This window comes from Micromonospora sp. BQ32 (genome assembly GCF_059358895.1).
Window position 1 is genome coordinate 128,958 of sequence record NZ_JCADBI010000016.1, and the last position, 25,257, is coordinate 154,214.

Sequence of the window (25,257 nt, forward strand, 5' to 3'; positions counted from 1 at the left end):
CCTCGTCACGTCTAGGTCCCCCCGACGCGATGCTCAACACAGGTACTCGCCGGTAACTTAGCGCGACGGCCGGGCGGTACCTGAGCGGTTTGACCGCCCCTCCTACCGTCACCACCATGAACGGACGCCGTGTCGCGGTCGCCGCGAGCATGATCGTTGTCGGGGTGGTTGGCCTGGTCATCGGCGCGGTCGCCCTCGCCGCCGGCAACCTGCCGATGGTGGGACTGGTGGCCCTCGGCGCACTGCTGGCCGTGCTCGGCGCGGCTCTCCTGCGGGACGCTGTCCGCGCGGCCCGTCTGAGCGGCCAGGCCCGCCGTCGCCGCCGTCGTCCGGACTCGGATGGCGGCTTCTACCCGGGGCCAACCGGGGACGCCGGTAGCGGTTGGCACGTCGACCGGCAGCGGGACGGCGAGCACGACCGCTCCGACGGTACGGAATCAGTCGGCGGCGGCGACTCCGGCGGCGGCTGGTCCGGCTGGGGCTGGTCCAGCGGTGACTCCGGCGGCGGGTCCGGGGGTGACTCCGGCGGCGGCTGGTCCGGCGGCGGCGACTCCGGCGGCGGTGGCGGCAGCTCCTGACCCCGCCCTGCGGCAGAATGCGACGTATGCGCAGCGACGTGATCACCGTCCAGACCGGGTCCCGGCCGACCGTCCGGGACATCACCGCCGAAGCCCAGCAGTTCGTCTCGGGCGAGGGCGACGGCCTGCTGCACGTCTTCGTGCCGCACGCCACCGCCGGCCTGGCGATCATCGAGACCGGGTCGGGCTCCGACGACGACCTGCTCAGCGCCGTGGACGACCTGCTCCCCACCGAGGACCGCTGGCGGCACCGCCACGGCTCGCCCGGCCACGGCCGCGACCACGTGCTGCCGGCGTTCATCCCGCCGTACGCCACGCTGCCGGTGCTCGGCGGCCGGCTGGCGCTCGGCACCTGGCAGTCGATCTGCCTCGTCGACACCAACGGCGACAACCCGACCCGCCAGGTCCGCTTCTCCTTCCTCCCCGGCTGACCGCCCGCCTGCCCGCCGGTCTTGCCGGGACGCCGGCCCGCCTCAAGATCCGCACAACTTCCCCGAAACTGCTGCCTCGGCCCGTGGCGAGGCAACAAGTTCCCTGATGTTGCGCGGATCTTGAGGCGTAGGGCGGGTTACGGGCGGGCGGTCTCCTGCTGGACGGTTTGCTGCCCGGGGTCCGCGGATGGCGTGGCAGTGCGGGCCGCCGACGGGAGCGGGTTGTCCGCCGTCTGGTGCAGGCCGGGCACGCGGTCCTCGATCACGAACGAGGCCCGGGTGTACGCGGGCGCGCCCGGCCGACTGACGTACGGCAGCACGTCGAAGTCGGCGGTGAGCTGTCCCGGGGTGATCGTGGTGCGCACGTACCCCCGCAGGTTGTTCTGGAAGCGGAGGTGCGGGTTGAACGCGAACCACGGGTGCGAGCCGGATGCCGAGTCCGCGCCGTCACCCGTCGAGGTGATCGAGGAGCAGACCACTTCGGTGCCGACGGTGCGCGAGGTCGGGTCGGCATAGTCCAGCTTGAGATCGCTGGCCCAGTGCGCGTGCACGTCGCCGGTCAGCACCACCGGGTTGCGTACCCCGGCGGCCAACCAACCCCGGGTGATGCGGTCCCGGGAGGCGACGTAGCCGTCCCAGGAGTCCATGCTGGTGACGGTGAGCGGGCCGGAGTTGTTGTCCCGTTGAGCGAAGAAGACCTGTTGGCCCAGGATGTCCCACTGGGCGTCCGAGCGACGGAAGCCGTCCAGGAGCCACGCCTCCTGCTCGGCCCCGGTGATCGACCGGGCCGGGTCGGATGCCGCCGCGCAGTCACGGTAGCCGTCGCCGCAGGCCTGGTCGTCGCGGTACTGCCGGGTGTCGAGCATGTGGAACGTGGCCAGCCGCCCCCAGCGCACCCGCCGGTAGAGCTGCATGTCGATGCCGCGGGGGATCGAGGTGCGCCGCAGCGGCATGTTCTCGTAGTACGCCTGGAACGCTGCCGCCCGCCGCGCGGGGAACTCCGGATCCGGTGCCTCGGGCACCTCGTCGGCCCAGTTGTTCTCCACCTCGTGGTCGTCGAACACCACCGCCCACGGCGCCACCGCGTGCGCGGCCTGCAGGTCGGCGTCGGTCTTGTACTGGGCGTGCCGCTGCCGGTAGTTGGCCAGCGTCCGGGTCTCCGGCCCCTCGTGGTCACGCGGGTTGCCACCGGGGACGTTGTACGTGTCCGGGGCGTACTCGTACTGGTAGTCGCCCAGGTGCAGGATCAGCTCCGGCTCGGTCTCGGCCAGCCGCCGGTAGGCGGTGAAGTAGCCGTGCTCGTACTGGGAGCAGGAGGCGAAGCCCATTGCCAGGGCGGCCGGCATGGTCCACGGTGCCGGGGCGGTGCGGGTGCGTCCGGTCGGCGAGACGTGGCGCTCGGCACGGAACCGGTAGAAGTACTCGCGCCCTGGCAGCAGGCCGGCCAACTCCACGTGCACGCTGTGCGCCGAGCGGGTGCGGGCGACCGCGACCCCGCGGCGCACCACATGCCGGAACCGCTCGTCGGCGGCCAACTCCCAGTGCACCGGCACGTCGCGGTCCGGCATGCCGCCGAGGCCGTCCTCGGCCAGTGGCTGCGGGGCCAGGCGGGTCCACAGCACGAACCCGTCGTGGTCGGGATCGCCGGAGGCCACACCGAGGGTGAACGGATAGGCCAGCGGCCGGCCCGCCGCTGCGCCGGCCGCCGCCGGCAGCCCGGTGACCGCGCCCGCGGCGCCGAGTGCTCCGGACAGCAGGATGGTACGTCGGGACAGTGACACGGATCCTCCCCAGAGTCCGATCTTCGTGACTCCGGGAGCCTCGCGAGCCCCGGTGGCCGACAGGTGACAGTGAGTGGCCCTGCTCGTCGCCGGCAGTCGAACACCGATGACCGCTGTCGCTCCGTCCTGACCCGTCGCCCACCGATCCGTCGCCCACCGATCCGCCGTCCGACGGGTGATCCGGCCGGCCGGGCTGCGGCCCGGTGTGGCCGTCCGGTCGGTGCGCCTGGGCCTGATCGCTGAGCTGGCGGAACGGGCGTGCTGCGTACGATGTGGTCGTGACGCGGCAGGTGGGTTCCGCAGTGGGTGGGCTGGTGGATCGGGCCGGTCTCGCCGTCGATGTGGTGCGGCGGATGGCGCACGTCACCGCCGCGCTGCGACACCGGCAGGGCACCGCGTTCGCCGAGTTGGGGCTCACCCCGGCGGCGGCCCGGGCCCTGCGGGAGTTGGACCCGGACCACCCGCTGCCGGCCCGGGATCTCGCCGGTCAGCTGGGTTGCGACCGGTCGAACGTGACGGTGCTGGTCGACAAGCTGGAGCAGGCCGGGCTGGTGGAGCGTCGCACCGACCCGACGGACCGGCGGCAGAAGACGCTGCTGGTGACCGGGGAGGGCCGGGCCGTGCGGGCCCGGGTGATCGAGGTGATGTCCGACTCCCGACTCCTGTCCGGGCTGAGCGACGAGGAGCTGAGCACCCTTCGTGACCTGGTCTGGAAGGTGTCCGACGGCGGCTGTCCGGAGTCCTTCGGGCCGGAGTGAGCGCACCCCCGCCGGCCGTGTCCCACTGGGCGAGCAGGGCTTCCGTCGGTAATGCTGTCCGACGTGACCACCCCGCAAGATCTCGACGACCGGTTCCGGGAGACGCTGGCGGCGCTGCCCGCCGCCGAGCGGCGGCGTGACCCCGCCGACCCGGTCACCGACGACGCCCCACTGACCGGCGCACAGGTGCTGGACCTGTTCGACGCACAGGTGACCAGCCGGCAGCTCGACCTGGCCGGCCGCTGGTTGCGCAGCTTCGGGGAGGGTTTCTACACCATCGGCTCGGCCGGGCACGAGGGCAACGCCGCGGTCGCCGCCGCGCTGCGTCCCACCGACCCGGCGCTGCTGCACTACCGCTCCGGCGCCTTCTACTGCCTCCGCGCCGCCCAGGCCGCCGCCGACCCAACGCTGACCGGGACCGCCGGCCCGACGGGGACCGCCGGCACCGAGCCGTCTGCGGGCACCGAGCCGTCTGCCGGCGCCGAGTCGACCGTCGACGGGGTATCGACCCGCGGCCCCGAGCGGACCGCCGATTGGGAGGTGTCCGAATCGGAGCCGGCCGGGACCGAACCGACCTCGGCAACCGTGGCCGCCAGCGGGTTCGCGGCGTACGCCGACGCGGCCCGGGACGTGCTGCGCGGGATGGTCGCGTCGAGTCTTGAGCCGATCGCCGGGGGCCGGCACAAGGTGTTCGGCCGGGCCGACCTGGCCATCGTGCCGACCACCTCCACCATCGCCTCGCACCTGCCCCGCGCGGTCGGGATGGGACTGGCCGTGGAGCGGCTGCGCCGGCTGGACAGCGTCGGACGGCGTACCGGGGCCGGGGTGCGGGTCGGCAGCGGCGCGGGCGCGACACACGCCCCCTGGCCGCCGGACGCGATCGTGGTCTGCTCCTTCGGCGACGCCTCGGTCAACCACGCCAGCGCCACCGCCGCCTTCAACACCGCCGGCTGGTACGACCACGCCGGGTTGCGGATTCCGGTGCTCTTCGTCTGCGAGGACAACGGGCTGGGCATCAGCGTCCGCTCGCCGGAGGGCTGGGTCGAGGCGACCCTGCGGGCCAAGCCGGGCATCCGCTACTTCAGCGCGGACGGGGTCGACCCGGTGCGGACGTACGCGGTGGCGGCGGAAGCCGCGGCCTGGGTACGCCGCAACCGGCGGCCGGCCGTGCTGCACCTGCGCACCGTACGGCTGATGGGGCACGCCGGGGCGGACGCGGAGTCGGCGTACCGGGGCCCGGCCGAGCTGGCCGAGGACCTGGACCGGGACCCGGTGGCCGCCACCGCGCGGCTGCTGGTCGACGCCGGAGTGGCGACCGGCGAGGAGTTGCTGGCCCGGTACGACGAGACCGGCTGGCAGGTACGCCGGCTGGCCGAGGAGGTGCTGGGCGAGCCGAAGCTGGCCGCCGCGGCCGACGTGGTGTCGGCGCTGGCACCCCGCCGTCCGGTGCGGGTGGCGCGGGCGGTGGCCGACGCGGCGGCGCGGGCCAGCGGCCCGGGCGCGGGCGCTCGGGCGGAGGCGTTCGGTGGCAAGCCACCGGAGCTGGCCGGGCCGATGACGCTGGCGCAGAGCATCAACGCCGCACTCGCCGACGGGATGCTCGACCACCCGCAGATGGCGATCTTCGGTGAGGACGTGGCCGCCAAGGGCGGCGTGTACGGGGTGACGAAGGGGCTGCGCGACCGGTTCGGGGCGGCTCGGGTCTTCGACACCCTGCTCGACGAGACGTCGGTGCTGGGGCTGGGCCTCGGTGCCGGGTTGGCCGGGATGCTGCCGGTGCCGGAGATCCAGTACCTGGCGTACCTGCACAACGCCGAGGACCAGCTGCGCGGCGAGGCGGCCACCATGCGGTTCTTCTCGCAGGGGGCGTTCCGCAACCCGATGGTGGTGCGGGTGGCGGGCCTGGCGTACCAGGAGGGGTTCGGCGGGCACTTCCACAACGACAACTCGGTGGCCGTACTCCGGGATGTGCCCGGTCTGGTGGTCGCGGTGCCGGCGCGGCCGGACGATGCCGCGCCCATGCTGCGGACCTGTCTGGCGAGCGCGGCGGTGGACGGCAGTGTCTGCGTGTTCCTGGAGCCGATCGCGCTCTACCACACCCGCGACCTGTATGCGGAGGGTGACGGGGAGTGGCTGGCCGGCTATCCGGAGCCGGGCGGGTGGGTGGCCGGGCACGTGCCGGTCGGGCGGGCCCGGGTCTACCGGGTTGGCTCGGCGGACGACCTCACCATCATCACCTTCGGTAACGGGGTACGGATGTCGCTGCGGGCCGCGGCCGTCCTCGCCGAGGAGGGGGTGGGCACCCGGGTGGTGGATCTGCGGTGGCTGGCCCCGCTGCCGGTGGCCGACATCATCCGGGAGTCCTCGGCGACCGGCCGGGTGCTGGTGGTGGACGAGACGCGCCGCTCCGGCGGGGTCGGCGAGGGCGTGATCGCCGCACTGGTCGACGCCGGATATGTCGGTGCCGCGCGTCGAGTGGCGGGAGTTGACTCGTTTGTACCATTAGGTCCGGCAGCACGTCACGTACTGGTCTCCGCGGAAGCCATTACCGACGGTGCCCGTACGCTGCTGGCACGGTAAATTCCGTTCCACCCGGTGCGCCACTTGCGCGCAGACCAACAACTGTGTGGACTTTGCCTGACGGCGTCGCACCGACGCCGCGAGCAGGGACGAGATGAGGAGGCACGCGACAGTGAGCGCGACCGCTGGTCAGGCCGCCGACGGGGTACGCAGCCTGGCGGACCGGTTCGGGATCGAACCGGGGATGGTCGTCATGGAGATGGGGTACGACGACGACGTCGACCAGGATCTCCGAGACGCCCTGACCGACCGCTGTGGAGATCTGGTCGACGAGGACACCGACGAGGTGGTCGACGCGGTGCTGGTTTGGTACCGGGACGGCGACGGTGACCTCTTCGAGCTGCTCGTCGATGCCCTCGGCCCGCTGGCCGACAACGGCGTCGTGTGGCTGCTCACCCCGAAGGCGGGGCGCGAGGGGCACGTCGAGCCGAGCGAGGTCGCGGAGTCCGCGCCCACCGCCGGCCTTCAGCAGACCTCGACCGTCAACGCCGGCCGGGACTGGAGCGGCGCACGTCTGGTGCTGCGTCGAGGGGCCAAGGCCAAGAAGTAGCCAGCACCGCTTTCGCTCGCCCGACGGTCCGCCCACCGCCGGGTAGCCGGCTGGCGCTGTCACCTGACTCGACGCGAGGAGAGTTCGCATGCCCATCGAGGTTGGTGCCGAAGCACCCGACTTCGTGCTCAAGGACCAGAACAACCAGGAGGTCCGACTCTCGGACTTCCGGGGTAGGCGCACCGTGCTGCTGGTCTTCTACCCGCTCGCCTTCACCGGCACCTGCCAGGGCGAGTTGGGTGAGGTGCGAGACAACCTCGGCGACTACGTGAACGACGACGTGCAGGTGCTGACCGTCAGCGTCGACTCGGCCTACAGCCACAAGATCTGGGCCGACCGGGAGGGCTACCAGTTCCCGATGCTGGCCGACTTCTGGCCGCACGGCGCCGTCGCCCAGGCGTACGGGGTCTTCAACGACGTGGCCGGCGTCGCCAACCGGGGCACGTTCGTCATCGACAGGACCGGCGTGGTCCGCTTCGCCGAGATGAACGGCCCGAGCGAGGCCCGCGACCAGCAGGGCTGGCGCAAGGCCATCGCCGAAGCGACCAACTGACCGGGGTACGCCGTGCGCCCGGGTCGGTGGTGGGCAGGTAAGCTTGCCAGCCACCGGCCCGCCACACGGGCGATCCGGGCGCGTAGCTCAGTGGGAGAGCACCCGCCTTACAAGCGGGGGGTCGCAGGTTCGAAACCTGCCGCGCCCACCCTTTGACAGGCACTTGATCATGAAACCGGCCGGCGAGGACCCGCCCCGCGGCGGGGCCGAACCGGTAGCGCGCCATGATGGGCGGGTGCAGGACACCGTCGCCGTCGCGTTGATCACCTCTCTGTCCACCCTGGCAGCCGCCGCCCTGACCGGGCTGGTCGGCGCGCTCAGCACCCGTCGGCAGTTGGCCCACCAGCTCGCCGTCGCCCGGCAGGAGAGTGTCGAGCGCCGGGCGACGCGTCGGGACGAGCTGCGGCGGGACGCGTACGTCGGGTTCCTGAGCGCCTGCGACCAGGCGTACCGGCAGTTGGACCGGCGGTGGCTGGACGTCGGCGGGGGCGAGCCGGTGCCCGGCTACGACGAGGCGTACGCGGCGATGCGCGCCGTGGACGAGGCGTACAACCTGGTGTTGCTGGAGGGCCCGGCGGAGGTCGCGGCGGCCGGCCGGGCCGTGTTGACCAGCGTCACCACGGAGTACGCCGACCAGCGCCGGCTCGGCGACGAGCCGGGCGACGGGAGCGCACCGCTGCGCGACCGGCACCGGGAGCGCTGGCTCGCGGCGATCGAGGTACGGACTAAGCGCCGGATCTCGTTCGTCGACACGGTACGCCCGGTGCTGGGTCACCCCGCCTGACGAGCCGGCGTTCCTGACCCATCGCGCCGTAGCGCCCGCCGATCGTTGAGGCCGGGCGGCGTCGGATGGCGCGTCGACGCCGCCCGGGCTCCTCAGCTGGTGAAGCCGCCGTCCACGTTGACCACCGCACCGGTCACGTAGCCGGCCTCGGGGCTGGCCAGGTGCGCGACGGTGGCCGCGATATCGGCCGGGCGAGCGTACCGGCCGACGGCGGTGAATCCACTGATCGCCGCCGCGTTCGGTGCGTCCGCCGGGTTGGCGTCGGTGTCCGTCGGCCCGGGGTTGACCAGGTTGACGGTGATGGCCCGTGGGCCCAGTTCACGGGCCAGGCCCCGGGTCAGCCCGACCAGAGCCGTCTTGCTCATCGCGTAGAGCGTCAGCCCGGGAAAGACCGCCCGTTCACCGACGTTGCTGCCGATGCTGATGATCCGTCCACCGTCGCCCAGGTGCCGCAGCGCCGCCCGCGCGGCGACGTACGGCGCCCGGACGTTGACCGCGATCGTCTGCTCCAGCTCTGCCGAGCCGAGCTCGTCCAGGGCGCCGACCAGGAACACCGCCGCGTTGTTCACCAGGATGTCCAGCCGGCCCAGTTCGGCGGCCGTCCGGTCGACCGCGCCCTGCACGGCGGCCGGGTCGGCGCCGTCCGCCTGGATCGCCAGCGCTCTGCGGCCCAGCGCCTCGATCTGCTTCACCACGATCGCGGCCCGCTCGGCATCCTGCCGGTAGGTCAGCGCCACGTCGGCCCCGTCCTGTGCCAGGCGTAGGGCGATGCCGGCCCCGATGCCCCGGGAACCCCCGGTCACCAGGGCGACCTTGTCGTTGAGTGTCGTCGTCATGCAAACGATCATCTGGCCGCGCCGCCCTCCCGTCTGGCGGCCATCGGACGTCTCGCTCCGACCTCAAGGTCCGATACCCGCGATCCTCGACGGCCTTCGGACCCGGCGGGCCGCCATGATCCGCGCAACTTCACGGATCCTGCTGCCTCACCAGGCGGCGAGGCAGCAGGATCACCGAAGTTGCGCGGATCTTGCGAGGTGGGGGAGGGTGGCCGCCTTACCCTCGATTCGGGGAGCGTGGTCGTGGAACTGGCGGGCATTGGTGCGGTGCTGTTCGACATGGATGGCACCCTGGTCGACTCGGACGCCGCTGTGGAACGGGCGTGGGAGCGGTGGGCCGTCGAGTACGCCGTCGACCCGGCGGCGGCGTTGGCGATCGCGCACGGCAGCCCGGCCGACCGGACCATCCGCCGGCTGCTACCCGCGCTCGATGACAGCGCGGTCGCCGCCGCCGCGGCCCGGCAGTTGGCGTTGCAGTACGACGACCTGTCCGACGTGACGGCCACCCTCGGGGCGCACGAGTTGCTGAACGCGCTGGCCCGGCTGGGGTTGCCCTGGGCGGTGGTGACCAGCGCCGACGCGCGACTCGCCGAGGCCCGGCTCGGGGCCGCCGGCATCAAGGCGCCGGTGCTCGTCACGGTGGAGGACGTCAGCGTCGGCAAGCCGGACCCGGAAGGTTATCTGCGGGGCGCGGCGCTGCTGGGCGTACCCGTGGGGCGGTGCCTGGTGGTCGAGGACGCCGAGGTCGGCCTGCGGGCCGGGCGGGCGGCCGGGGCGATGACCGCCGCGCTGAAAGGGCTCGACGGCGACCTGCGTCTGCCCGACCTGGCGCAGCTGGCACGCCTGCTGGAGGCGACGCCGACGGCACCCTGACCCCGCCCGCAGGGTCAATCGGTGCTCCGTCTGGCCGACCGAGCGGCGGTTGAGCCACTGCGCGGCGGGTCCGCTGGGCGGACGGGCGGCAGCGACGCGTACAGCTTGACCAGCTCGGTCAGGTAGCGCTCGGCGGACCAGCCCGTCGCCGCCCGCCCGTCGCGGATCACGGTCGCGCGCAGCTCCCGCTCGGTCAGCAGCCGGGTGACAGCGAGGGCACCTCACCCGGTTGGCGGCGACGCCGGGACAGTGGGCCGGGGCAGTACAGCACGACCCGGTGCCCGGCGGCGCGCAGCAACGCCACGGTGGTGCCGACCGAGGTGGCCACCCCCTCCGGGTTGGTGAGGTGGCTGTCGCTGACGTGGGCGATCCGCACGTCGCCATCGTCGCCGGCCCGCGCACCCCCGGCCGACCCGTCCGTCCCCGGCGGGGAAACGGCTGGCGCGGCCTGGCCGGTTCTGCTGCACTACCCGCTGGCGACGACGAGGGGAGACGCGTGGAGCTGACGTTGACGCCGATGACGGCGCAGGAGCTGGACCGCTTGCGGGGGCCACTGGAGCAGGGGTACGCCGAGGACCTGGTGACGCACCGGGGGATGACCCCGGAGGCGGCCCTCGAGCGGTCGGTCGACCAGATCCGGGAGTCGCTGCCGGCGGGCGCGGCCACCGAGGGGGCGCTGCTGCGGGTGGGCCGGGTCGGTGACACCGAGGTCGGCTGGATCTGGGTGACCCTGCCGGCGCCCGCCGCCCCGGACCAGGCGTGGATCCACAACATCGAGGTGCACGAGGAACACCGGGGACGCGGGTACGCGCGGCGGATGATTCAGCTCGTCGAGGCCGAACTCGCCCGCCTCGGCGTGCCCGAGCTGGGTCTGAACGTCTTCGGTACGAACACCGTGGCGATCGGCCTCTATCGCAGTCTGGGTTTCGAGGTCACCTCGCAGCAGATGGCGAAGCAGATCAGCCCGGCGAGCTGAGCTGGCGACGACCCCCGGGACGGGTCCCCTGGGCAGGACTGTTCACCTGCCCAGCGGGAAACCGGCGCGGACCGCACCTGGGGAGGAGCGACGGATGACGCACGGCGCCGGACTGACCATCGGTGTGCTGGGCTCGTACGGTGGGCGAAACCTCGGCGACGAGGCGATCCTCACCGGCCTGCTCACCGATCTGCGCAACCAGGAACCGAACGCCCGGATCATCGTCTTCTCCCGGAACCCGGAGCACACCCGGGCCGCACACCCGGATGTCGAAGCGGTGCCCTGGGAGGGCGTGAGCCGGACCGACTCGGCCCTCGTCCTGGCCCAGCTCGACCTGCTCATCCTGGGCGGCGGCGGCATCCTCTACGACCGGGAGGCCCGCCGTTACCTGCGGGTGGTCCGGGTCGCCCAGGAGCGGGGCCTGCCGTTGATCACGTACGCGGTGGGGGTCGGGCCGCTCAGCGACGGGGTGGACACCGGCATGGTCCGGGAAACGCTCGCCAGCGCGACCCAGGTGACCGTCCGGGACCAGGAGTCCCGGATGGTGCTGGAGGAGGCCGGCCTGCTCAACCCGATCACGGTCACCGCGGACCCGGCGTTCCTCCTGCAACCGGAGGAGTTCCCGGCCCACCTGCTGGCCGAGGAGGGGGTGCCGGTCGGCAAGCGGTTGGTCGGGATCAGCGTGCGGGAGCCGGGCCGGGCCGCCGAACGCCTCGACGTGGACGGTTACCACCGGCTGCTGGCCCAGATCGGTGACTTCCTGGTGCACCGGATCGACGCGTACGTGCTGTTCGTGCCGATGGAGCGCGACGACATCCGGCACTCCCACGGGGTGCTGTCCCACATGGTCGCCGCCGAGCGGGGCCGGATCCTGCACGGCACCTACTCTCCGCAGCAGGTGCTGGGGCTGATGCGCCACTTCGACCTGGCCGTCGGCATGCGCCTGCACTTCCTGATCTTCGCGGCGATGGTCGGTACGCCGTTCCTGCCCCTGCCGTACGCCGGCAAGGTCTTCGACCTGGCCCAACGGCTCGGCGTGCCGGCGCTACGCGGCGTGGAACGGGAGGTCGAGGGGCCGCTGCTGGCCGAGGTCGACCGACTCTGGGACGAGCGGGAGCAACGCGCCGAGGCCACCGCACGACGGGTGGCGGACGTGTGCGATCAGGCACGCGGCACCTCGGAGGTCACCCGTGGCGTGTTGGAGAGCCTACGCAGCCAGACCCTCACCCGGGTCTGAGCGGGCGATCACACCGCCGGGCCGGTCCACCGGTAGCGCCACTCGCGGGTCTCCTCGCGGGCGGTCTCCAACTCGTAGATTTGCGCGTCGGCCAGCCCACCGGAACCGAGGTGGTGGTGGGTCAGCGGCGGGCGGCCGTTGCTGTCCAGTTCGACGGTGATGGTCTGCCCGTCCGCCGTGCCGCCGACGAGAAGGATCTGCACGGATGAAGCCATGCGCCCATCCTGCCCGGCGTAGCGCCCGCCCGCAGCGGATAGCGGGGCAGCGGGGGCCCCGGCCCGTGGCTAGGGTCGGCCGATGGAGCAGACGATCGATCCCACGCTCGGTCCGGTGCTCGCCCGCACCGGCGACGAGCGCGCCGTCCTGACCTCGTTCCTCGACTTCCACCGGGCCGTGCTGCTGCGCAAACTGCGCGGTCTCTCCGACGCCGACGCCCGCCGCCGGCTGGTGCCCTCGGCGACCACACTCGCCGGGCTGGTCAAGCACCTGACCCTGGTCGAGCGGAACTGGTTTCCGACCCTGTTGGCCCCCGAGCCGGGCGACGTCTACCTGACCTCGGAGGAGGACGCGGTGGCCAGCTTCACCCTCGGCGACCAGGAAACCACCGCCGGGCTGATCGACGCGTACGAGCGGGCCTGCGCCCGGTCCCGGGAGGTCGCCGCCAGCTTCGACCTCGACCACGTGGTGCCGCACCCGCAGCTCGGCGAGGTGTCGCTGCGCTGGATTCTGGTGCACCTGATCGAGGAGACGGCCCGGCACGCGGGCCACGCCGACATCCTGCGCGAGCTGACCGACGGGGAGTGCGGCGCGCTCTGAACCCCGGGTCGTCGGCAGCCGGGTGTGCGGTCAACCGGTGGGCAGCAAACCCGGCGGATACTCCATCCCGTCATGGGTACAGGCCGCAGCGGCAACCCGTGCCGCGTACCGGGCGGCAAGCTCCAGTGGCTCGCCGCGCAACCGGCCGGCGATCAGGCCGGCCGCGAAAGCGTCGCCCGCCCCGTTGCAGTCCACCACCGGCTTTCCCGGTGCGGCGGGCGGCACGGGCACCGCCGTGCCGTCGCCCGGGTACAGTTCGGCGCCGTCCGCGCCGCGGGTCACCACCACCGTCCGGGGCGTCAACGTGGCGGCGAGCGACGCGGCCCGGTCGCCCAACCGCACTCCGCTCAGCAGCACCAGGTCGGCGACCTCGGCGAACGGCTGATGGTAGGTGTTCTCGCCGTCCCAGTCGTGCAGGTCGGTGGAGAGCGCCACGTCCGCCGAAATGGCAGCCCGCACGGCGGGCAGCAACGGCACCGCCCAATCCATGATCGAAAGGTGTACGTGCCGGGTGTCGCGAAACAGTGCGGCCAACTCGGTGGCGGGAAACGGTGGAGCAGCACCCTGCCAGGGGCGCGGGTCGTACAGCGACGTGCGCCGCCCGCCCGGGTCCACCAGGTTCACCGACCGGCGGGTGCCGCCCCGGCTCTCGGCCAGCACCGCCGGCACCCCGGCCCGGGCCAGCGCCGCCCGGACCAGCTCACCGGCCGGATCCGCGCCGAGGGTGTCGACCACCAGTACCCGCAGGCCGAGCGCCCGGGCGGCCAACGCCACCCCGGCACCGGTGTTGCCGATCCGCAGCTCGATCGGCTCGACGGTGTGGGAGTCGGCAGCCGGTAGCGGCAGCGCGGACACCCGCACCCGCACGTCCACCCCGAGCCCGCCAAGAACCAGCAGATCGACCACGCACCGACGCTAGCCCGTCGCCCCGCCCACCTCCAGAGCCACGCGATCTTGCACTTTCTGGGGCGACAGAAGGGGCACTACTCGCAGAACGTCGACACAAACTGCAAGATCGCGCAGGTGGGGGGCGTCGGTCCGGCCAGCGGGGCCGCTTATCCTGGGCGCGGGCGGCGACGAGGGGGAGCAGGTGCTGGTCATCCATGGGCTGTGGTTGCCCGGTGACAGCTCGACCGGCGGGCTCGCCGTCTGGGCCGAGGACAGCGCCGCACCGATGCCCGCGCCGCGCTCCGGGCGGCCGGCCCGGGAGCGCCCGCACCCCTTCGCCGCCGGGCACACCGACCTGGCCGCCGTCCTCGCCGAGGCCGCCGAGCCGACCCGACCGGACTCCGCGCTGCTCACCCTGCCCACCCTGGCGGGCGCGCCGACCGACTCACCCGAGCTGATCCGGACCACCGTCGCACCTGCGGTCCGCGGCCGGCTCACCCTGGCCGGGTGGCGGGTCCCCATCCTGGTGTACGCCCCGGACGACGCACTGTCGCTGCTCCAGTCCCTGGACGACGTCCCGGCGGTACCCGGGGCCACCCTGCGGAACCTCGCCGAGCTGGCCGACTTCGCCGCCGACCTGGTGACCCGTGGCCGCGTCCTCCCCGGCGTGCGCGTGCCGACGGGCGACCAGACGCCTGGCGCAGGCGTGCCGGCGAGCGACCAGAGACCCGACGTCGGCGTGCCGGTGGCGTCGGGTGCTGCCGGGCAGGTGCCCGCGCAGGCGGTCTGGCGTCCGCTGCTGACCGGCACCGACGCCGCCTGGGCGCGTTCGCTGGCGCTGGCCCTGCCACCCGCCGCCCGAGCCACCGTCGTACCGCCCGCTGCCGCCGCGTTGCCGGCGCCTACCGCCGCCGCTGTTCAGCGGCCCACCGGGAGCGCTGCCGCTGCCGCAGTGACCGTCGGTTCTGGCGGGGGTGAGCTGACCGCCGCCGCGCTGGTCGCGGATGCCCTTGACGCGTTGACCGACGCCGCCGCGCGGGCTGCCCTGGCGACCACCACGCTGGCCCGGGGGCTGCGCCCTGGTGGCCCGGCACCGGCCTGGCTGGCCGCGCTCGCCGGCCCACAGCGGGACTTCACCATCGACCCGGCCGGGCTGGACACCCTCCGCTCCGAACTGGACGCCTGGCAGCGCGACGCCGCCGGCGGCCCGGTGCGGGCCAGCTTCCGCCTGGTGGAACCGGCCCCCGACGAGGTCACCGAACCGATCCTGGCCACCCGGGCGGTCCCCGCCGACAGCGCGCCGGTGCCGGTGCCCGCCGACACCGCGCAGGTGCCGGTCGGGTCGACCGGTGGCGGGCGCTGGCGGCTGGAGTTCGGGTTGCAGGCCGCGGACGAGCCCGGCCTGCATGTCGACGCCGGGCAGGTCTGGCGTGCGCCGCAGACGCTCGGCGGCCTGGCGGGCCGGACGACCAGCCCGCAGGAGACGCTCCTCGCCGAGCTGGGCCGGGCCAGCCGCCTCTGGCCGGACCTGGACGCCGCGCTGCGTACCGCCGCACCAGAGGCGATGGAGTTCGACGTCGAGGGGGCGCACCGGTTCCTCAGCGCGGGCGCCCCGGTGCTGCACGCGGCCGGTTTCGGGGTGCTGCTGCCGTCCTGGTGGCAGCGTCCGTCGGCGCGCCTGGGCGCCCGGTTGCGGGCTCGCAGCCGCACCGCGCCGGGCACGGTGGGCGGCGCCGACGCCGGTGTCGGTCTGGACGCTCTGGTCGACTACCGCTGGGAGATCGCGCTCGGTGACCAGCCGCTCTCCGCCGAGGAGTTGGCGGCGCTGGCCGAGTTGAAGACCCCACTGGTACGGCTGCGCGGCCGGTGGGTGGAGCTGGACCCGGGGCGGCTCGCCGCCGGTCTGCGCCTGCTCCGCTCCGCGGGCGAGCTAACCGTCGCCGACCTGCTCCGCCTCGGGCTGGCCGACGGCGACGCCACCGGCGCGCTGCCGGTGCTGGAGGTGACCGCCGACGGGGCGCTGGGCGACCTGCTCGCCGGCGCGGTCGAGCGCCGGCTCACCCCGCTGGACCCGCCGCCGGGCTTTCAGGGGACGCTGCGGCCGTACCAGCAGCGTGGGCTGGCCTGGCTGGCCTTCCTGCGCTCACTCGGTCTGGGTGGTGTGCTCGCCGACGACATGGGGCTGGGCAAGACGGTGCAACTGCTCGCGCTGCTCGCCGGCGACCCACCGGAGGCCGGGCCGACCCTGCTGGTCTGTCCGATGTCGCTGGTCGGCAACTGGCAGCGGGAGGCGGCGCGGTTCACCCCGGGGCTGCGGGTGCACGTACACCATGGTGCCGAGCGGGCGCGGGGAGCGGAGTTCACCGCGGCCGCGCACGGCGCGGACCTGGTCATCACCACTTACTCGGTGGCCGCCCGCGACGCCGCCGACCTGGCCGGCATCGACTGGCACCGGGTGGTGGTGGACGAGGCGCAGGCGATCAAGAACGCGTCGACCCGGCAGGCCGAGGCGGTTCGCGCGCTGCCCGCCCGGCAGCGGGTGGCGGTGACCGGTACGCCGGTGGAGAACCGCCTGGCCGACCTCTGGTCGATCATGCAGTTCGCCAACCCGGGTCTGCTCGGGCCGGCCGCGACGTTCCGCAAGCGGTTCGCCGAGCCGATCGAGCGGCACGGTGACGCCGAGGCCGCCGAGCGGCTACGCCGGATCACCGGCCCGTTCGTGTTGCGCCGGCTCAAGACCGACTCGTCGATCATCTCGGACCTGCCGGAGAAGCTGGAGATGGAGGTGCTCTGCAACCTCACCGCCGAGCAGGCCGCGCTGTACCGGGTGGTGGTCGACGACATGCTCGCCCGGATCGAGACCAGCGACGGCATCGAGCGACGCGGCCTGGTGCTGGCCACCATGACCCGACTCAAGCAGGTCTGTAACCACCCCGCCCAGCTGCTGCGCGACGGCTCGCCGTTGGAGGGCCGCTCCGGCAAGCTGGCCCGGCTCACCGAGATCCTGGAGGAGGTGTTGGCGGCGGGGGAGCGGGCGCTGCTCTTCACCCAGTACGCCGAGTTCGGTGCGATGTTGCGTGGTCACCTGTCCGCGCGGTTCGGCCGGGAGGTGCTGTTCCTGCACGGTGGCCTCGGCAAGGCCGAGCGGGACGCCCTGGTGCAGCGCTTCCAGTCGGCGGAGGGTCCACCGCTGTTCGTGCTGTCCCTCAAGGCCGGCGGCACCGGGCTGACCCTGACCGCCGCGAACCACGTGGTGCATGTGGACCGGTGGTGGAACCCGGCGGTCGAGGACCAGGCCACCGACCGGGCGTTCCGGATCGGGCAGAGCCGACGGGTGCAGGTCCGCAAGTTCGTCTGCGCCGGCACGGTCGAGGAGAAGGTGGCCGCGCTGATCGCCGACAAGCGGAGCCTCGCCGAGCGGGTGGTCGGCACCGGCGAGCAGTGGATCACCGAGTTGTCCACCGGCCAGTTGCGGGACCTGTTCGCCCTGGAAGCCGGGGCGGTGGTGGAGTGAGCGAGCGGAGCGAGCGAGGCGAGCGGGGCACTGGCGTGAGCACGGATTTCGCCGACTACGGCCGCCCGCGTCGGGTCGACGGGGGTCTGCGGGCGCGCAGCGCCCGGGGCGCGATCGGCCGGTCCTGGTGGTCGCGGCGTTTCCTGGAGGTGTTGGAGTCGTTCGCGCTCGGCACCCGGTTGACCCGGGGCCGGTCATACGCGCGGGCCGGTCAGGTGCTCACGCTCGACATCACACCCGGACGGGTCAGCGCGGTGGTGCAGGGCTCCCGGCCGCAGCCGTACCAGGTGTCGATCGCGCTGAAGCCGTTCCCGGCCGCGCTCTGGTCCCGAATCGAGAGCGAGCTGGCCGGGCAGGCGTTCTTCAGCGCCCGACTGCTCGCCGGGGACCTCCCCGACGAGTTGGAGGAGCTGTTCGCCGCCGCCGGCGCGCCGCTCTTCCCGGCCGCCGTGGACGAGTTGACCCAGCGCTGCAACTGCCCCGACTTCGCGGTGCCGTGCAAGCACCTGGCGGCGACGTTCTACCTGCTGGCCGAGGCGTTCGACGCGGACCCGTTCGAGCTGCTGCACTGGCGCGGTCGGTCCCGCGCGGAGTTGCTCGACGAACTCCGCGCCCGCCGCGCCGCGGCCACCGGCGTCACCCCGCCGCCGCTGCCAGCCGCGCCACCGTCCGAACCGGACGATGCGGCGTCGACAGTGGACGTCGTGGCGCCGGTCGGCGCCGCCCGGGCGCTCGCCGGGCTGTCGACGACGCCGCTGGCTGAGGCGGCGGACCGGTTCTGGTCACCGCCGGTGCCGCTGCCGGATCGGCCGCCCCGACTGGTGGCCGGCACCGATCTGCTGCTGCGCCAGCTCGGAGCCCCGGCCCCGGCCATCGGTGGGCCGGGACTGCTCGAACGGTTGCGCCGCGCGTACCGGGCGTTCGGCCCGGCCGACCGGTGAGCCGTCTCGTTCAGCGGTCGAGCAGTCATGTCCAGCGGCGGCGGAACCGCCACATGATGGCCGCGTTGGCCACCAGCACCACCGCGCAGATCGCGCCGGTCAGTCGACCGGCGAACACGGCTATCGCTGGGAGCGACGCCCACAGCACGATGGTCAACAACATCAGGTAACGGCCCCTGCGGGCCCGAACCCGGTGGTCCACCCTCTTGAAGAAGGCCGGGTCGCTTTCCCGGAGCTGACGGGTGATCTGGTCGAATCTGCGCTGATCCTCTTTGCTGAGCATGGCGCTGCCTTCCCCTCACGCGTTCAGCGGTTCGGCGGCATACCCGCTGCGGTGGCGGCTAACGCTCGCCCGCTGTTGCTACTTTTCCTCCACGCGAGGCCGCCTCATGTCCGGCTTACCTGAACCTTAAGTTTGCCTTTGGCGTCGAACGGCGCCGAAAGTGTCGGGTACGGCGGCGTGGTCCGATCCGTGCTCGGCTGCCGCGCGTTCGCCCTGTTGGGAAGGTCTGCGGGCAGGCTCACCCCGGCGCCCGCCGCCGAGGTCGCGCTGAGCGCTGTCTTAAGTGCCCTCACGGGTGTGTTCCGGCCACCTTGAAGGGCCCTGGGGCCTTGGTTACCTTGCCGTAGCAACCCCCTCAGGCAACAGTCGCCGCACCTGCCGCACCTGCCCGGTAGCAGCTTCCGGCGCTCATCAGAAATCGGGATTGGTACATGGCCGACCAGAATGTGCCACCACGTCGACCGCGGGACGACCGCGGTTGGGACGGACGCCAGCACCACAACGCTGACGGCTACGGCGACCCCCACACGCCCGCGCCCTACGGCTACGACTCGCCCCACCCCCAGCAGGGCGGCTACGCCCCGCAGGCCGACCCGCGTGAGCAGTACGCCGGGCAGCCCGCACCCGCCCCGCGCGGTCCGCAGTGGGTCGGCCCGGAGGGCCTCGGCCGCCCGGCCCCGGCGCGCCCGGCCGGCACCGGACTGCCCACCATCGACGATGACGACGATCCGGGTCGCAAGGTCGGCCGCCGTAAGGCGATGGTGGCCCTCGGCGGCACCGCCGCTGTCGTCGCCGGTGGCGCGGCGCTCGCCATGACCCCGCAGTTCCGTGGCCTCTTCGGCGACGAGGCGGTGGCCGGCGACGCGACCGGCAGCACGGTGACCGACGGCACCGCGGCGCGGCCCAGCGGCCAGCAGCCCAGCACGGTGCGTACCTACACCGAGCAGAACGAGAGCTACATGGGCTCCCGGGCCGGTGAGGCGCTGAAGAAGAACGCGCCGGCCGGTGGGCGGACCTTCTCCGGCCCGGCCGCGGCCGCGGCGGCGACCAAGGTGACCGTGAAGACGGTGCTGGCCAAGGACCCGATCCTGCACCTGGCCCGGCGCGCCACCTTCGGCGTGACGCCCGCGGTGATCGCCGACATCAAGCGCGAGGGCATGGACGCCTGGATCCGCGCCCAGTTGGACCCGGACAAGTTGGAGCCGAGCAAGGGTGAGCTGAAGCTCGCCGAGCTGCCCACCCAGAAGCTCTCCGTGCAGCAGCTGCGCGACCAGCGGGACAAGCTCAACGAGCAGGACGCGCACCCGGAGCGGGAGATGGTCGACGCCACCATCGCCCGGCAGATCTGGTCCAAGCGCCAGCTGTTCGAGGTGATGGTCGACTTCTGGAACGACTTCCTGCACGTCGCCGCGGACTTCGACGGCGGCGAGGTGTACCGCAACTCGTTCGACCAGGACGTCGTGCGCAAGCACGCGCTGGGCAGCTACCCGGAGATGCTGGTCGCCGCGAACAAGCACCCGGCGCTGCTGATCTACCTGAACCAGAAGGACTCCCGCAAGGACGCCATCAACGAGAACCTCGCCCGGGAGAACCTCGAGCTCTACTCGGTCGGCGTCGACGGCGGCTACAAGGAGCCGGACGTCCGGCAGGCCGCCATGTTGCAGACCGGCCGCGGCGTCGACGACAAGGGCAAGTACGTCTTCCGTCCGGAGCAGCACTACGTCGGCAAGGTGAAGATCCTCGGCTTCACCCACGCGAACAACTCGGCCGACCCGAAGAAGGCCGAAGCGGCGATCGACGCGTACATCACCTACATCGCGACGCACCCGTCGACCGCGAAGTACGTGGCGCAGAGCCTGGCCACCCGGTTCGTCTCGGACACCCCGCCGAAGTCCCTGGTGGACCGGCTGGCCAAGACGTACACCACCAACAAGGGCATGATCAAGCCGGTCCTGATGACGCTGTTCTGCTCCTCGGAGTTCTGGGCCGGTGTGGGCCAGAAGGTGCGCCGGCCGATGGAGTACCTGGTCGCCACGTACCGCACCCTGGGCGTCTCGCCCGAGGCGTCGCCGAAGCACAACAACGGCGACAGCAAGCGCACCGCGTACGCCCGGGGGCTGCGCCAGATCCACGACAAGATGCGCGAGCTGGGCCAGTCCCCGATGGGTCATCCGACCCCGGACGGCTACCCGGACGTCTACGTCGCCTGGACCTCGGCCGGCACCATGGTCAACGGCTGGAACGAGGCGGGCGAGATCCTCGCCGGCTACCGCACCACGTTCACGTACACCGCGCCGGAGAAGCTGGTCGCCAAGCCGCCGGCGACGGCCGGGGCGTACGTGGACGCGCTCTCCCAGCGGCTGGTGGGCCAGAAGCTGAGCACGCGGGAGAAGAACCTCATCCTCGGCGTGGCCGGTGTGGCGGCGACCACCAAGGTCGACGCCACGTTCAACGGGGCCATCACCGCCGTCGCGCGGGCGATCCTCGCTTCCCCCCAGCACCACCTCCGGTGAGGCACCCGATGGAGAAGACTGTGTACAACTCTTTCCCCCTGCACCCCGAATGCCCCGACGTGCGACGGCTGGCCGACAACCCGGCCGAGGCGTTGCTGCGCGCCGAGGCGGACATCGTCGCCGCCGAGAACGCCGCCGAGTTCGACAGGTACCGCACCCTGGAGAACCTGGAGGAGGCCCAGCAGGACGGTCGCGGCGTGACCCGGCGAACGTTCGTCGCCGGTGCCGCGGCCACCGCCACCGCGCTGGCCACCGCCCAGTTCGTCACCACCTCGGCGTCGTTCGCGGCCACCAAGACCGGCACCCTGATCCACGTCTTCCTCTACGGCGGGCTGGACGGGCTGAGCCTGATCGCGCCGGACAACGACGCGGTGCTCAACAAGGCCCGGCCCGACCTGCTGCTCGGCAACGACTCGCTGGCCCTGGGCCGCGGCTTCAAGCTGACCAGCGCGTTCAAGCCGCTGGAGAAGTGGCTCTCCGCCGGTCAGTTGGGCTTCATCCCGGCGGTCTCCGACGAGCGGCTGTCCCGCAGCCACTTCCAGGCCGCGGACGCCTGCAACCTGGGCGGGCTGCCCAACGAGACCGGCGGCCGGGGTTGGCTCGACGGTCTGGTCGACAACCTGGGCAAGGGCACCGCGTTCCGCAGCGTCGGCATCGGCAGTACGCTGCCCCGCTCACTGGTCGGCAACAACGGCGCGCTGTCGCTGAACAACGTCGGCTCCCTGCGGCTCAACGGTGACGACCGGTTCCGGGCCGCCACCGAGAAGGCCATCAAGGGGCTCTTCACCGGGATCAACCACCCGGTCGAGGAGGCCGTGCAGGAGGGCATGGGCGCGCTGGCCACCGCCCAGAAGCTCGCCGCGAAGCCGTACCAGCCCGCCGAGGGCGTCACGTACGAGGGCGTCGGCAACGCGTTCCAGCAACTCGCCCAGCTGATCAAGGGCGGCGCCAACGTGCGGGTCGCCACCGTCGGCATGGGTGGCTACGACACCCACGAGAACCAGGGCACCCGCGAGGGCGGCCAGCTGTACCGCCGGCTGAACGAGCTGGCCAGCGCGATGGCCGCCTTCTTCACCGACCTCGGCCCGAAGGCCGCCGACGTGACGATCATGGTGTCCAGCGAGTTCGGCCGTCGGGTCGGCTCCAACAACAACGGCACCGACCACGGGCACGGCGGCGTGATCACCCTGCTGTCCGGCAAGAAGCTGGCCGGCTCGCTGCTCGGCACCTGGAACGGTCTGGACAAGCTGGACTCCGGTGACGTGCCGGAGTACAACAACATGTTCAACGTCTACGGCGCGGTGGCGCAGGGCCGGTTCGGGCTCACCAACGCGGAGGTCGACAAGGTCTTCCCCCGCCAGAAGTACGCCCCGATGAAGCTGTACGCGTGACGCATTCGCACACCCACGCCGCCGGCCGTCGTACCGGGACCTCGTCCCGGCACGGCGGCCGGTCGGCTGCTCCCGTACCCCCGCAGATCCCGGTCCGGCGCGGACCCGGCGGCCGGCGGCTGCTGGGCGTGCTGCTCCTGGTCGGCCTGCTCGCCAGCGTGTTGCCCTGGTGGTTGGGCACCCCCGCCGGATCGCTGCGGAGCACCGCGGCCACCGTCACCGCGGCCGGCCGGATCGCCGGCCTGATCGCCGGCTACCTGCTGCTGGTGCAGGTGCTGATGATGAGCCGACTACCGGTGCTGGAACGGTGGATCGGCGGCGAGCACATGGCCCGCTGGCACCGGGACATCGGCGCCACCCTGCTGGTGACCGTGCTGGCGCACATGTCGCTGATCCTGGTCGGCTACGCCGACCTGCGTAACCAGTCGATCCTCGCCGAGGTCGGCACGTTGCTCGGCGACTACGAGGACATGCTCTCGGCGTTCGTCGCCACCGGCATCATGGTGCTGGTCGGGTTCAGCAGCGTCCGGGCGATCCGGCGGGCACTGCCCTACGAGCTGTGGCACCTGCTGCACCTGTCCAGCTACCTGATCCTGCTGCTCGGCTTCGGCCACCAGTTCACCCACGGCGCGCAGCTGTACAAGCCCGGCCCGGTGCGCACCGGCTGGATCGCGCTCTACCTGCTGGTGGTCGCCGCCCTACTCTGGGGCCGGGTGATCGCGCCGCTGGTGTTCAACCTGCGCTACAAGCTGCGGGTTGCCGACGTGGTCGCCGAGAGCACCGACACCATCTCCATCTACCTCACCGGGGAGCGGCTCGGCCGGCTGGCGATGCTCGGCGGCCAGCACTTCCGCTGGCGGTTCCTCACCCGGGGCTGCTGGTGGCAGTCGCACCCGTTTTCCCTCTCCGCCGCCGCCAACGGCCGCTGGCTGCGGGTCACCGTCAAGGTGGTCGGCACCCACACCGCCGACCTGCGCGACCTGGACCCGGGCACCCGGGTCTGGGCCGAAGGCCCGTCGGGCACCTTCACCGCCGCGCACCGGCTCCGCGAGCGGGCGCTGCTGATCGCCGGCGGCAGCGGCATCACACCGATCCGGGCCATGCTGGAGGAGTTGCCGCCGGGCGCCGCGCTGATCTACCGGGCCCGCACGCCGGCCGACGTGCTGCTCAGCCGCGAGTTGGACTGGCTGGCCCAGGAACGCGACACCTCCGTCTGGTACGTCATCGGCTCCCGCGACGACCCCGGCCCCCGGCAGTTGATGAGCCCGGACGGGCTGCGGCAACTGGTGCCCGACGTGGCCCGGCGCGACGTCTACCTGTGCGGGCCGCCCGGGTTGGTGGAACAGTCGGTGCGTGCGCTGCGGCGGGCCGGCGTGCCCCGACGGCAGATCCACCTGGCCACGTTCGAGCTGTAGGAAGGGCATCCCCATGCGTCGCGCGCTCCTCGCGATCACCGGCCTGGCCGCCAGCACCACCGCGTTGGTGGTGTTCAAGGGCTCGCCGGGCGCCACCCAGGTCGCCCAGAACCTGCCGACCGCCCAGCCGGTCAACCCCTCCGGGCCGGGCACCGATCCCGGCGCCGCCGCGGACGCGCCGGGCACCGACCCGGCGGGCGGCACGCCGACGTCATCGGTGAGCGCCAAGCCGTCGACGTCGCCCAAGCCCGGCAAGACCACCGCCCGCCCGTCGGGCACCAAGACGACGAAGGCCCCCAGCGCACCCCGGACCACCACCAAGGCGCCCCAGTCGACCACCCGCCGGGTCACCGGCAACGGCTTCGAGAACGAGTACGGGTACGTGCAGGTGCAGATCGTGGTCTCCGGTAACCGGATCGTCGAGGCCGTCGCGCTGTCGCTGCCCAGCGGGGGTGAATCCGACATCCACAGCGGCGACGTCCGCAACCGCTACGACGGCGGCGGCGGCGAGGTGGTGCGGAAGCAGAACGCGAACCTCAACACCGTCTCCGGGGCCACCGAGACCAGCAACTCCTACAAGCAGTCGCTGCGGTCCGCCATCGAGCAGGCATTCTGACGTGCGGGCCACGCTGACCCGACCGGGGCTGTGCCGGGTCGAGCAGATCATGGGTACGGCGATCACCCTGGACCTCGCCGACGATCTGCCACCGGCGACGCTGCGTGAGCTGGCGGACGAGGTCTTCGCCTGGATGCATGAGGTGGACGCCCGGTTCAGCACCTACAAGCCGGACAGCGAGGTGTGCCGCTTCGACCGGGGTGAGGTGTTGCTCTCCGAGGCGTCCGGGGACCTGCGGTACGTGCTGGAGACCTGTGCGGACCTGTGGGGCGCCACCGACGGCTTCTTCGACGCGTACGCCACCGGTCGGCTCGACCCGTCCGGCTTCGTCAAGGGCTGGGCCGCTCAGGTCGCCTCGGACTGCCTCGTCGCCGCCGGTGCCGTCAACCACTGCGTGAACGCCGGTGGCGACGTACGGGTGCGGGGCCTGTCGCCGTCGGGGGAGCCGTGGCGCATCGGTATCCGACACCCGTGGGACGCGATGGCGGCCTGCCTGGTGCTCACCGGAACCGACCTGGCCGTGGCCACGTCCGGCGTGTACGAGCGGGGCCGGCACGTGCTGGACCCGCGCCGGGGCGCACCGGCCAGTGGTCTGCGCTCGGTGACCGTGGTCGGCACCGACCTCGGGGTGGCCGACGCGTACGCCACCGCCGCCCTCGCCATGGGCACCCCCGGCCTCAACTGGCTGGCCCGCCTGGACGACCACACCCACGCGGCGATAACCGACAACGCCCGCCAGTACTACTCCGTCGACCTCCCGCTGACCGACTAGCGGAGGGGGCGGTGGGTGCCGGCTGGGCGGGAGCCGGTGGGGCGTGGGCGGCCGGGGCGGGAGCCGGACGGTCGGGTGCCGGCCCAGCGGCGCCCTGGGTGGCTGCGCCGGGGCGGCTCGGTGCCGCCGGGGTGAGCCGCTCTGTCGTTGCTGGACATCGTTCCCCCGTTC

Annotated in this window: 23 protein-coding genes, 1 tRNA gene and 2 pseudogenes; 20 read left to right on the forward strand and 6 right to left on the reverse strand. The window is 72.8% G+C overall.

Going from position 1 to position 25,257, the window contains the following annotated elements; all coding sequences use genetic code 11:
• Positions 1-116 precede the first annotated feature (116 nt).
• Positions 117-578, forward strand: coding sequence for a hypothetical protein (locus tag AC5L30_RS26325; protein ID WP_494870316.1), 462 nt, complete (start codon positions 117-119; stop codon positions 576-578).
• A gap of 26 nt (positions 579-604) precedes the next feature.
• Entirely contained in the window at positions 605-1,009 is a 405-nt protein-coding gene (locus AC5L30_RS26330) for a YjbQ family protein (protein ID WP_328652683.1), read from the forward strand.
• Positions 1,010-1,146: 137 nt separating this feature from the next.
• On the opposite strand, the gene AC5L30_RS26335 is transcribed toward AC5L30_RS26330, so the two are convergent.
• Complete coding sequence (locus AC5L30_RS26335; protein WP_494870317.1) at positions 1,147-2,790, reverse strand: alkaline phosphatase D family protein; 1,644 nt, start codon at positions 2,788-2,790, stop codon at positions 1,147-1,149.
• A gap of 353 nt (positions 2,791-3,143) precedes the next feature.
• On the opposite strand from AC5L30_RS26335, the gene AC5L30_RS26340 reads away from it, so the two are divergent.
• The 6 genes from AC5L30_RS26340 to AC5L30_RS26365 all read left to right on the forward strand — a co-directional run bounded on the left by AC5L30_RS26340 (position 3,144) and on the right by AC5L30_RS26365 (position 8,015).
• Positions 3,144-3,548, forward strand: coding sequence for a MarR family winged helix-turn-helix transcriptional regulator (locus AC5L30_RS26340; protein ID WP_494870364.1), 405 nt, complete (start codon positions 3,144-3,146; stop codon positions 3,546-3,548).
• Positions 3,549-3,599: 51 nt separating this feature from the next.
• Positions 3,600-6,128 (forward strand): thiamine pyrophosphate-dependent enzyme, encoded by a 2,529-nt coding sequence (locus AC5L30_RS26345; protein ID WP_494870319.1) that lies wholly within the window; start codon positions 3,600-3,602, stop codon positions 6,126-6,128.
• 112 nt (positions 6,129-6,240) lie between these two features.
• Positions 6,241-6,678: a DUF3052 domain-containing protein gene (locus tag AC5L30_RS26350; protein ID WP_030330240.1), complete on the forward strand. Its 438-nt coding sequence runs from the start codon at positions 6,241-6,243 to the stop codon at positions 6,676-6,678.
• An 88-nt stretch (positions 6,679-6,766) separates the two neighbouring features.
• Entirely contained in the window at positions 6,767-7,231 is a 465-nt protein-coding gene (locus tag AC5L30_RS26355; protein ID WP_494870321.1) for a peroxiredoxin, read from the forward strand.
• A gap of 76 nt (positions 7,232-7,307) precedes the next feature.
• A tRNA-Val gene (locus tag AC5L30_RS26360) sits at positions 7,308-7,379 on the forward strand.
• An 87-nt stretch (positions 7,380-7,466) separates the two neighbouring features.
• Positions 7,467-8,015, forward strand: a complete 549-nt coding sequence (locus AC5L30_RS26365; RefSeq protein ID WP_494870323.1) for a hypothetical protein — start codon at positions 7,467-7,469, stop codon at positions 8,013-8,015.
• 92 nt (positions 8,016-8,107) lie between these two features.
• On the opposite strand, the gene AC5L30_RS26370 is transcribed toward AC5L30_RS26365, so the two are convergent.
• Positions 8,108-8,851: an SDR family NAD(P)-dependent oxidoreductase gene (locus AC5L30_RS26370; RefSeq protein ID WP_494870325.1), complete on the reverse strand. Its 744-nt coding sequence runs from the start codon at positions 8,849-8,851 to the stop codon at positions 8,108-8,110.
• A gap of 237 nt (positions 8,852-9,088) precedes the next feature.
• Between AC5L30_RS26370 and AC5L30_RS26375 the strand changes: the two genes are divergently transcribed.
• Complete coding sequence (locus AC5L30_RS26375) at positions 9,089-9,724, forward strand: HAD-IA family hydrolase (RefSeq protein WP_494870326.1); 636 nt, start codon at positions 9,089-9,091, stop codon at positions 9,722-9,724.
• A gap of 193 nt (positions 9,725-9,917) precedes the next feature.
• On the opposite strand, the gene AC5L30_RS26380 is transcribed toward AC5L30_RS26375, so the two are convergent.
• Positions 9,918-10,100, reverse strand: coding sequence for a hypothetical protein (locus tag AC5L30_RS26380; RefSeq protein WP_494870327.1), 183 nt, complete (start codon positions 10,098-10,100; stop codon positions 9,918-9,920).
• Positions 10,101-10,220: 120 nt separating this feature from the next.
• Here AC5L30_RS26380 and AC5L30_RS26385 point away from each other — a divergent pair, with 120 nt between their 5' ends.
• Together AC5L30_RS26385 and AC5L30_RS26390 are read left to right on the forward strand one after the other, a co-directional pair.
• A complete protein-coding gene (locus tag AC5L30_RS26385; RefSeq protein ID WP_494870329.1) occupies positions 10,221-10,700 on the forward strand; it encodes a GNAT family N-acetyltransferase in 480 nt (159 codons plus the stop codon).
• A 94-nt stretch (positions 10,701-10,794) separates the two neighbouring features.
• Positions 10,795-11,937, forward strand: a complete 1,143-nt coding sequence (locus AC5L30_RS26390) for a polysaccharide pyruvyl transferase family protein (protein WP_494870331.1) — start codon at positions 10,795-10,797, stop codon at positions 11,935-11,937.
• An 8-nt stretch (positions 11,938-11,945) separates the two neighbouring features.
• Here the strand turns inward: AC5L30_RS26390 and AC5L30_RS26395 are convergent, their stop codons facing one another.
• Positions 11,946-12,152 carry a DUF8847 domain-containing protein gene (locus AC5L30_RS26395; RefSeq protein ID WP_494870332.1) on the reverse strand — a complete coding sequence of 69 codons (207 nt, stop codon included), beginning with the start codon at positions 12,150-12,152 and terminating at the stop codon, positions 11,946-11,948.
• Between the two features lie 82 nt (positions 12,153-12,234).
• Here AC5L30_RS26395 and AC5L30_RS26400 point away from each other — a divergent pair, with 82 nt between their 5' ends.
• Entirely contained in the window at positions 12,235-12,753 is a 519-nt protein-coding gene (locus tag AC5L30_RS26400) for a DinB family protein (RefSeq protein ID WP_494870334.1), read from the forward strand.
• Positions 12,754-12,783: 30 nt separating this feature from the next.
• Here the strand turns inward: AC5L30_RS26400 and AC5L30_RS26405 are convergent, their stop codons facing one another.
• The gene (locus AC5L30_RS26405) at positions 12,784-13,659 is read right to left on the reverse strand and encodes a carbohydrate kinase family protein (RefSeq protein WP_494870335.1); all 876 of its coding nucleotides are present in this window, start codon (positions 13,657-13,659) and stop codon (positions 12,784-12,786) included.
• A gap of 184 nt (positions 13,660-13,843) precedes the next feature.
• Here AC5L30_RS26405 and AC5L30_RS26410 point away from each other — a divergent pair.
• From AC5L30_RS26410 to AC5L30_RS26420, 3 genes and pseudogenes are all read left to right on the forward strand, one after another.
• Positions 13,844-14,321 (forward strand): annotated as a pseudogene (locus tag AC5L30_RS26410) (ATP-dependent helicase); the annotation flags it as partial.
• A gap of 314 nt (positions 14,322-14,635) precedes the next feature.
• Positions 14,636-17,155, forward strand: a pseudogene (locus AC5L30_RS26415) (DEAD/DEAH box helicase); the annotation flags it as partial.
• On the forward strand, positions 17,152-18,096 hold the full coding sequence (locus AC5L30_RS26420; RefSeq protein ID WP_494870336.1) for an SWIM zinc finger family protein: 945 nt from the start codon (positions 17,152-17,154) through the stop codon (positions 18,094-18,096). The pseudogene AC5L30_RS26415 and the gene AC5L30_RS26420, both read left to right, overlap by 4 nt.
• 25 nt (positions 18,097-18,121) lie before the next feature.
• On the opposite strand, the gene AC5L30_RS26425 is transcribed toward AC5L30_RS26420, so the two are convergent.
• Complete coding sequence (locus tag AC5L30_RS26425; protein WP_494870338.1) at positions 18,122-18,379, reverse strand: DUF3040 domain-containing protein; 258 nt, start codon at positions 18,377-18,379, stop codon at positions 18,122-18,124.
• A gap of 431 nt (positions 18,380-18,810) precedes the next feature.
• On the opposite strand from AC5L30_RS26425, the gene AC5L30_RS26430 reads away from it, so the two are divergent.
• The 5 genes from AC5L30_RS26430 to AC5L30_RS26450 are packed head-to-tail and all read left to right on the forward strand — an operon-like array spanning position 18,811 to position 25,086.
• Positions 18,811-20,892: a DUF1800 domain-containing protein gene (locus tag AC5L30_RS26430; RefSeq protein ID WP_494870339.1), complete on the forward strand. Its 2,082-nt coding sequence runs from the start codon at positions 18,811-18,813 to the stop codon at positions 20,890-20,892.
• 8 nt (positions 20,893-20,900) lie between these two features.
• Positions 20,901-22,283 carry a DUF1501 domain-containing protein gene (locus tag AC5L30_RS26435; protein ID WP_494870341.1) on the forward strand — a complete coding sequence of 461 codons (1,383 nt, stop codon included), beginning with the start codon at positions 20,901-20,903 and terminating at the stop codon, positions 22,281-22,283.
• The gene (locus AC5L30_RS26440) at positions 22,280-23,698 is read left to right on the forward strand and encodes a ferredoxin reductase family protein (RefSeq protein WP_494870343.1); all 1,419 of its coding nucleotides are present in this window, start codon (positions 22,280-22,282) and stop codon (positions 23,696-23,698) included. Before AC5L30_RS26435 ends, AC5L30_RS26440 begins: the two co-directional genes overlap by 4 nt.
• 13 nt (positions 23,699-23,711) lie before the next feature.
• Positions 23,712-24,314, forward strand: coding sequence for an FMN-binding protein (locus AC5L30_RS26445; protein ID WP_494870344.1), 603 nt, complete (start codon positions 23,712-23,714; stop codon positions 24,312-24,314).
• A 49-nt stretch (positions 24,315-24,363) separates the two neighbouring features.
• Positions 24,364-25,086: an FAD:protein FMN transferase gene (locus AC5L30_RS26450; RefSeq protein ID WP_494870365.1), complete on the forward strand. Its 723-nt coding sequence runs from the start codon at positions 24,364-24,366 to the stop codon at positions 25,084-25,086.
• The last annotated feature ends 171 nt before the right edge of the window (positions 25,087-25,257 follow it).